The organism is Flavobacterium sp. GNP010, assembly GCF_056428945.1.
The window spans coordinates 1-7,689 of sequence record NZ_JBWJVK010000065.1 but is presented as its reverse complement, the minus strand read 5'-3'; the positions used below and the strand labels follow the sequence as shown (position 1 = coordinate 7,689).

The window sequence follows — 7,689 nt, the reverse complement described above, 5'->3', positions numbered from 1 at the left end:
TGAATAATTATTACGTGAGTTCGATTTTCTACAGTTTCAATCACTCTTAAATAATCTACCTCATTATCATTATTTAAATCTAAGTTTGATATTTGCAGCTCAGGGTCATTCAACCGTCGTTCAAAATCTTGAAGATTTCTAGAGTCTCCAAAAATGGAAGCAACAGCTCTTAGATCTAAGTTATCACTGATTTCGCTATTCATTGCATTTACTGATGTTCTGTTTTGAGCCTGTATTTGGGTTGCGAAAACAACAGTAAAAAGACTCAATAGAAGTAATTTCGTTTTCATAATTAGTTGAATTTAGTTTATTCTTATTTTTGAGCATCCAATTACTATGCCAATAAATCAGTGTGCTTATTATGATTCTAATTTTTAGTTGTAATTTAGGCCTAAAAAACACAAAAAATGAAAAATTTTATTTTAACTTTTTTACTTTTAATAGGTTTAACATCGTGTAAAACAGCTTATTTTACTGGTAAAAATAATAATAACATAGATTTTAATTCCGTAGCCATAGATACTTTGTTTCAAGATAAAATAAGTATCAGAGCGATTGTAATTGATGCAAATAAAATTTGGTATGCAGCAGATAAAGGTCGATTTGGTTTTTATAATATGGATAATAATCAAAAATTTGAAAGCAGTATTAGCAAAGACTCCTTGAAGCTTGAGTTTAGAAGTAATGCCCAAACTAAAAAAAATATTTACATACTAAATGTTGGAAATCCAGCTTTGTTATATCAGATTTCTAAAGAAGAAAAAAAAGTAAAATTAGTCTACCAAGAAAACCATGAGAAAGTATTCTTTGATAGCATGCAATTTTGGAACAATAAAGAAGGAATTGCCATGGGTGATCCTATTGCTGATTGTTTAAATGTAATTATCACTCGTGATGGGGGAAATACATGGAGAAAAGTACCTTCAAATAAATTACCAAAAGTAATGGATGGTGAAGCAGCTTTTGCGGCAAGCAATACTAATATTTTAATTAAAGGAAATAACACATGGCTTGTTTCGGGTGGAAAAAAATCGAGAGTTTTTTATTCGCCAGACAAGGGCGATTCATGGACAGTTTTTGACACCCCAATTGTTCAAGGAAAAGCGATGACGGGAATTTTTACAGCAGATTTCTATGATTCCAAAATTGGATTTATTGCTGGTGGCGATTATGAGCTACGCAATCAAAATTTTTCTAACAAAGCATTGACTACAGATGGCGGAAAAACATGGAATCTCATTGCAGAAAATCAAGGTTTTGGGTATGCCTCTTGTGTGCAATATGTTCCTAAAAGTAACGGTAAAGGATTAGTATCAGTAGGTTTTTCAGGATTGTATTATTCCTCTGATGGAGGAACCTCGTGGAAAAAACTAGCTTCTGATGCTACTCTTAATACAATTAGGTTCATAAATAATCATACAGCGATTGCAGCGGGACAAAATAAAATGATTCGTATTCGTTTTAAATAAAAAAACACTCTACTACTTGATATGCAGTATTAGAGTGTTTTATGAATTAATAAAAAATCAATTGTTTTATTTTTTTTGACCTTTATTGCGGTATTGTTGAAGTAGTTTTCTATTGAAATTTTCCTCTGCTTTTTTGAGCTTTACTATCTTAACAGCGGGTAGAATTGTTCGTACGTTTTGCATGAACTTTTTGCGTACTAAAAACAATTCTTCTTCGGTATCTTCTATTTGAGCCAAAAAGGTATTCGCTTCCTTTTCTGTGATTTTATCGAGTGATCCATCACTCATTCTCCTCATACAGGCTTTCATTTTTTGATGTCTCAGTTCAAATTGCTTGTCATCATAGGAATTGTAAATAGGCCAAAATCTCTCTGCTTCAGTGGTTGTTAAGTCCAATTCGGTTGAGAAAAAAGCTACTTTCAATGCTTTTATTTGTTCTTTTTTTTCTTTCATACTTTCGCCTTGAGCGTAAAAATTGAAAGAGACTAATAAGAATAATATTGGTGCTAATTTTTTAATGTTCATTTTTAATGTGTTTATGTATCGGCTTTAAAAAAGCTGAATAGTTATTTTTATTCTAAAATGAGATTTTCTAAGTTTGAATTGGTTGATAAATGATCTTCAATTGCATCATCTTCTAAAACAATGCCAGAGTTTATTGTGTTGATATCTTCGCTTTCTAATACACTTATCAAATCGTACTGATTAACGTTCGATTGGTATGTAATGTAATTTTCTAATGCTACAGCATCAAGATCTTTTGAGTTTTCAGTGGAATAATTTAAAATTGGAACCATCAAAGCAAGCACTAAAACAGCAGCTACCAGCATAAATATATTTTTTCTTTTTTGAAAAATAGAAATTACTTTTGGTTCGTTGTTTGGCAATTGCTCCATCATTTTGATTGAAAAATTTTCAAAATAATGCTCTGGTGTTATAAATCCAGTTTCAATTTTAGGTTCGTTCTCTACTTTAAATGTTTTCATAGTATGTCTTAGACAGTTTAACAGCTAAAAGGTTTAATTTCTAGCGACAAAAGCTTCAATTTTTTTTACGGCTAGATGATAGGATGCTTTTAATCCTCCAACGGATGTTCCCAATATTTCTGAGATTTCCTCGTATTTTAGTTCTTGAAAATATTTCATTTTAAAAACCAATTGTTGCTTTTCTGGCAATAACGCAATTGCTTTTTGTAATTTTATTTGAATTTCATTTCCGTCAAAAAACACATCGGCTTCTAAATTATCGATAGTTTTATTTTGCAAGGTTTCAGATGATATCCCGCTATTTTTTGATTTTTGTTTCAAAAAAGTTAAGGATTCATTAGTTGCTATGCGATACATCCATGAAAAAAGTTTGCTTTCTCCTTTAAAATTTTTCAGATTCTGAAAAATTTTTATAAAAACATTTTGCAGTACATCATCAGCATCATCGTGATTTAAAACGATGCTACGAACATGATTGTACAAAGGTCTTTGATAATCCCGTAATAACTGCTGAAACGCTTGATTTTGCGTTTTAGGGTTTAACAAGCGATTTATAAATTCCTGTTCTTCTTGCAAAGCGATTATTTAAAGATTAGAATAGAATTTATTAAAAAGGTTTAATTGATCTGTTGAATTTTAAAATTCAGACTCTTCTTCGTCCTTAATCGGGACTGGTTCTTTTACTGCTTCCACTTTTTTAGCAGTAGGTGGAACAACAATTGTTACAGGAATTACTTTTGGTCTCAATGGGATGTAAATTTCTGTTACCCATTTAGAAGGGTTTTTAACGTCGGTTTTACTAATGGAGAAATTCTCTACGTGTGAAAATGCACCATCAAGGACAATTCCGTTAGTATTAATATACGTTTTCGCTTTATTTAAGGCAGTTTTTGTGTGCGAGTAATCACCTTTTAAAGTGGTTTTTAGGGCGTCAAAGGGTTCTAGTTTCCCAGTTAAAATATCACTTCCAGAACTGGTTAGAATTTGATTTTTTATAGGAACACAAATCGATAATTTGGTCAACCCATTTGTTTCATTATAGGTGTGATAAATAATAAAAGGTTTGCCGTTTAACTCGATGTTATTTTGTTCACAAAAGGTGATTAATTTAGGAAATACAATGGAAGCATTTTTGACTACTTTTGAAATTTCGCTGGTAAAAGTTTGTCTTAGGTAAAAGGTCCCGAGTTTTTTTACTATTCCGTTTACCTTTACCGCAAATGAGTTTAATTCAAAATCTAGTGTTTTGTCTATATTGGCTAAACTCTTTTCATAGGTTTCTCCTAAGATTTTATTCATTCCACCATCAAAAACAGTAGAAACTTTCATTCTGAAACTCATTTTACCGATCGTTTTCCAGGTTATTTTTGTACCGCCAATAGTGTCTTTAAAACTCCAAAAAACTGTAGAAGTAGCTCCGTTGAAATTCATTTTTTGAGAAATACTATCATTTTCTTTGGCATAAACGGTCGCTATATCTCCTGAACCTTGCTTACCTTCCCATGAAAAACTAGCGCCTGTCCCAATTGTTTTTTCGGGAAACATGATTTTCATTTCGGGATCCTCAGTAATCCAGGAACTAAAATCTTCCCAGTTTCGGTAATCATTAATAAAATTAAAAACGGTTGATTTGGGAGAATTTATGATTTGACTTTTTTCTACGGTAAAATCTCCTTTTTGTGTTGCCACAAAAATCGATAAAGCCACAAAACTTAGCAGTAGTAAAAGAAATAAGTATTTTAAAATCCTCATAATATACAGGTTTGTTAATTTTGTAAAGTTAAAGGTTTTATTTACAAGTCATCAAAATGGGTAAATAAATATAGTTTATTTCTATTAAATGACTAAATCGGCTCATTTTATTGCATTTTAAATCCAAGAGGTTAAATCTAGTAAACCAATGTTAAAAAACTTCAGATAAAAATAAATCTAAAATAATTATGTACTATAAATACCTATTTTATAGTTGATTAGTTGTAATAAAAAAGTCCACTAATCAGCGGACATCTTGGGTACGGAACAAAAAAATTACCGTTTAAAAAACACTTTTATCAAAAATAAAATTCCAATAAAAACCCCAAATCCTATTAAAATCTTGTAGTTGCCTTTGTAAAATGTTTTGTGAATTTTTAAATCTTTTCGATAGGAGTAAATCGCAGCAATAACAAAAGCTACTACAAATAAGCCTGCAAACACTAATTGACCTTGACTAAACATAGTTTGAATTATTTTTAGACAAATTTAGTTATTTGTTTAGAAATAGTTGCTAATTTGCTTTTTCATTTAATAAAATAAAAAAATGCAAAAACAGATAAACTCCGTCAAAGAATTTCATACTGCTTTTAAAATTGGCCATAGTAAAATCCCTATTGCTAATTTAGGAGAAAGTAAACATACGTTGCGATACAATTTAATGAAAGAGGAGAATGAAGAATACCTTGAAGCTGTTCAAAACAATGATTTAATTGAAATTGCAGATGCACTGGGTGATATGATGTACATTTTGTGCGGAACCATAATCGAACATGGCTTACAACATAAAATTGAGGAAGTTTTTGATGAAATACAACGCAGTAATATGAGTAAATTAGGCCAAGATGGACAACCAATATACCGAGAAGATGGCAAAGTCATGAAAGGACCTAATTACTTTAAACCTGATTTTTCTAAAATAATTTCTGAATAGTGGTTTATACTAAATTTAGATAGGTCATAAAAAAAGCGATTTTCATATTGAAAATCGCTTTTTTGAATTTATGAATCTTAGGACTACACTTTAACAGTCCATCCAAAATTATCTTGTTCTAGTTTATTTTGAATGTTTTCCAGCTTTGTTTTTAGTTGTAAAGCCATTGAATTTTCATTTTTTGATAATTCATAATAAACATCTTGGTAGGAAAATCCAGAAATTGGACTTACTACGGCTGCTGTTCCTGCTCCAAAAATTTCTTTTAAGGTTCCATTTTTAGCAGCTTCAACAAGTTCGGTTACTAAAACTGAACGAATCTCTACATCAATACCTTCACTTTTTGCTAAATCAATTAAGGTTTTTCTAGTTACTCCATCAAGAATTCTTTCGCTAGTAGGAGCAGTAAGTAAAGTGTCATTTATTCTAAAAAAGACATTCATAGTTCCCGCCTCTTCAAGTTTGGTATGTGTGGCATCATCTGTCCAAATCACTTGTTGAAAACCTTCTTTATTTGCTAAATTAGTTGGATAAAATTGAGCACCATAATTCCCTGCAGCCTTTGCAGCACCTATTCCTCCGTTTGCTGCTCTACTAAAATGTTCTGCAATAAGTACTTTGACATCGCCAGAATAATACGAAGTTACAGGCGATAATAAAATCATGAATTTATACTCATCAGATGGGTTTGCAATTACTCCAGTACCAGTAGCAATCATAAACGGCCTAATATACATGGCATTTCCTTTTCCTTTTTTAATCCATTCTTTGTCTAATTGCAACAGTTGGGTTAAGCCACTCATGTATAATTCTTCTGGAACTTCTGGCATAGCCATTCGAATAGCAGATGTATTAAAACGATTGTAATTTTGATCGGGTCTAAAAAGCCAAACATCATTATTTTCATCTTTGTAGGCTTTCATCCCCTCAAAAATCGCTTGACCATAATGAAAAACGCGTGTCGATGGATCTAATAAAAAGGGAGCATAAGGCTTTATAACTGGTTTTTGCCATTGTCCATTTTTAAAATCACATTCAAACAAATGGTCTGTAAAAACAGAGCCAAAGCTTAAGTTAGAAAAATCAACTTCATTTATTTTTGAAGTAGAAGCTTTTATAGTTTCGATTGTGTTAGTTTGAGTAGTACTCATAGTAATGTATTGTTTTTTAATTTTTTTTAACTGACAAACTGGAGCTTAAAAAACTTGATTTCTATAAGTTGAAGTTTAATCTTTGCAAAATTAAATAAAAATCAACAAAATTCTTGTCAAAAAAATATTATTTATATGATTAAACTATGATTTGTTTCTAATTGAATAAATTTAAAATAATTCTCTATTTTGCTTGACTTTACAACAATTTAGATTTTACAGCAGTAGAACAGCTATATTTTCATTAATTTTGAATTAAAATTGTAGCTTTTAATCCTTTTAATCTCAAATTCCAATTTTGAAAAGAGAAATAATCCAAACCCTTGACGGTTCAACTACCATACAAATAGCAGAGTGGAATGAATGTTACCATTCTAAGCATGGTGCAATTCAGGAGGCGCAGCACGTATTTATTAAAAATGGTCTTTCATTGTTTCCTAATCAGAATGTAGCTATTTTAGAAATAGGTTTTGGTACTGGTTTGAACGCCTTTATTACATTCTTGGAGTCTAAAAAATTGCAACAATCTATAGAATATGTGGGAATAGAAGCCTATCCAATTTCAGTCGAAGAGGTTCTTTCAATGAACTACGTTTCAGAATTAAATGCTAATCAAGAAAGCGCTATTTTTGATAGTATGCACACTAGTAACTGGGAAGAAAAATTAAGTTTATCGACAGATTTTTCACTACTTAAAAGGAAACAATTTTTTGAAGAAATCAATGATATTGAAGCTTTTGATTTGATTTATTTTGATGCTTTTGGATACAGAGTCCAGCCTGAATTATGGAGCACCGCTATTTTTAAAAAAATGTATGAAGCCCTGAAACCCCAAGGTATACTGGTAACTTATGCGGCGCGAGGCGTAGTAAAAAGAAGCATGATAGAAGTAGGGTTTACAGTTGAAAAACTTGCAGGACCACCAGGAAAAAGAGAAATGTTCCGTGCTATAAAGCGTTAGTTATTTTCAATAAATAATTGGTTTTAAATAGCTTAAGTTCTTGTTTTTCAAATAATGTGAATCAAAAATTAAAACTGAGTTAAATAGTATTGGAGTACTTAAAAATAATGTATTTTTACAACGCCTAAGAATCAAAATTAAACTAAAATCAATGTTTATTATGTCAAAAGCAATGTATGAGTATACTAAATCAATTTTAGAAAGAGTAAGTTTTGATCCGTTGCTTTTTTGCAAAGAGTTAGAAAAAGCAATCAAAACTTTACTTCCCTACGAAATGGAACAGTTGCGAGAGTGGTTATTAAATTTCACAATTGAAAGACCAGAGTTAAAACAATGTTTGTTAATCGTTAATTCATAAAAAAAAGGAACCGGTAAACGGTTCCTTTTTTTATTTGTTAGGTAGTGAACTTATTATTTGAACATTCTGAAATACAAT

At 30.8% G+C, this 7,689-nt stretch carries 9 protein-coding genes and 1 pseudogene; 4 read left to right on the top strand and 6 right to left on the bottom strand.

All coding sequences use genetic code 11. From position 1 onward, the window contains the following. Positions 1–290, bottom strand: a pseudogene (locus AC061C_RS14970) (hypothetical protein); the annotation flags it as partial. Positions 291–407: 117 nt separating this feature from the next. Between AC061C_RS14970 and AC061C_RS14965 the strand changes: the two are divergent. Beyond that, the gene (locus tag AC061C_RS14965) at positions 408–1,469 is read left to right on the top strand and encodes a WD40/YVTN/BNR-like repeat-containing protein (RefSeq protein ID WP_478291836.1); all 1,062 of its coding nucleotides are present in this window, start codon (positions 408–410) and stop codon (positions 1,467–1,469) included. A 66-nt stretch (positions 1,470–1,535) separates the two neighbouring features. Here AC061C_RS14965 and AC061C_RS14960 read toward each other — a convergent pair whose 3' ends face one another. Genes AC061C_RS14960 through AC061C_RS14945 form a run of 4 tightly spaced genes read right to left on the bottom strand, consistent with a single transcriptional unit; the run spans position 1,536 to position 4,207 of the window. Then, a complete protein-coding gene (locus AC061C_RS14960) occupies positions 1,536–1,994 on the bottom strand; it encodes a sensor of ECF-type sigma factor (protein WP_417971349.1) in 459 nt (152 codons plus the stop codon). 47 nt (positions 1,995–2,041) lie between these two features. Then, entirely contained in the window at positions 2,042–2,455 is a 414-nt protein-coding gene (locus AC061C_RS14955; RefSeq protein WP_478291835.1) for a hypothetical protein, read from the bottom strand. A 33-nt stretch (positions 2,456–2,488) separates the two neighbouring features. Beyond that, positions 2,489–3,031: an RNA polymerase sigma factor gene (locus AC061C_RS14950; RefSeq protein ID WP_309757719.1), complete on the bottom strand. Its 543-nt coding sequence runs from the start codon at positions 3,029–3,031 to the stop codon at positions 2,489–2,491. A gap of 60 nt (positions 3,032–3,091) precedes the next feature. After that, a complete protein-coding gene (locus AC061C_RS14945) occupies positions 3,092–4,207 on the bottom strand; it encodes an SRPBCC family protein (protein ID WP_478291834.1) in 1,116 nt (371 codons plus the stop codon). A 547-nt stretch (positions 4,208–4,754) separates the two neighbouring features. On the opposite strand from AC061C_RS14945, the gene AC061C_RS14940 reads away from it, so the two are divergent. Then, positions 4,755–5,141 (top strand): pyrophosphohydrolase domain-containing protein, encoded by a 387-nt coding sequence (locus AC061C_RS14940; RefSeq protein ID WP_478291833.1) that lies wholly within the window; start codon positions 4,755–4,757, stop codon positions 5,139–5,141. Positions 5,142–5,224: 83 nt separating this feature from the next. Here the strand turns inward: AC061C_RS14940 and AC061C_RS14935 are convergent, their stop codons facing one another. Beyond that, the gene (locus tag AC061C_RS14935) at positions 5,225–6,292 is read right to left on the bottom strand and encodes a branched-chain amino acid aminotransferase (protein WP_478291832.1); all 1,068 of its coding nucleotides are present in this window, start codon (positions 6,290–6,292) and stop codon (positions 5,225–5,227) included. 298 nt (positions 6,293–6,590) lie between these two features. Between AC061C_RS14935 and mnmC2 the strand changes: the two genes are divergently transcribed. After that, positions 6,591–7,253, top strand: a complete 663-nt coding sequence (gene mnmC2 / locus AC061C_RS14930) for a tRNA (5-methylaminomethyl-2-thiouridine)(34)-methyltransferase MnmC2 (protein ID WP_478291831.1) — start codon at positions 6,591–6,593, stop codon at positions 7,251–7,253. Positions 7,254–7,413: 160 nt separating this feature from the next. Next, positions 7,414–7,611, top strand: coding sequence for a hypothetical protein (locus AC061C_RS14925; protein WP_309757706.1), 198 nt, complete (start codon positions 7,414–7,416; stop codon positions 7,609–7,611). Positions 7,612–7,689 lie beyond the last annotated feature (78 nt).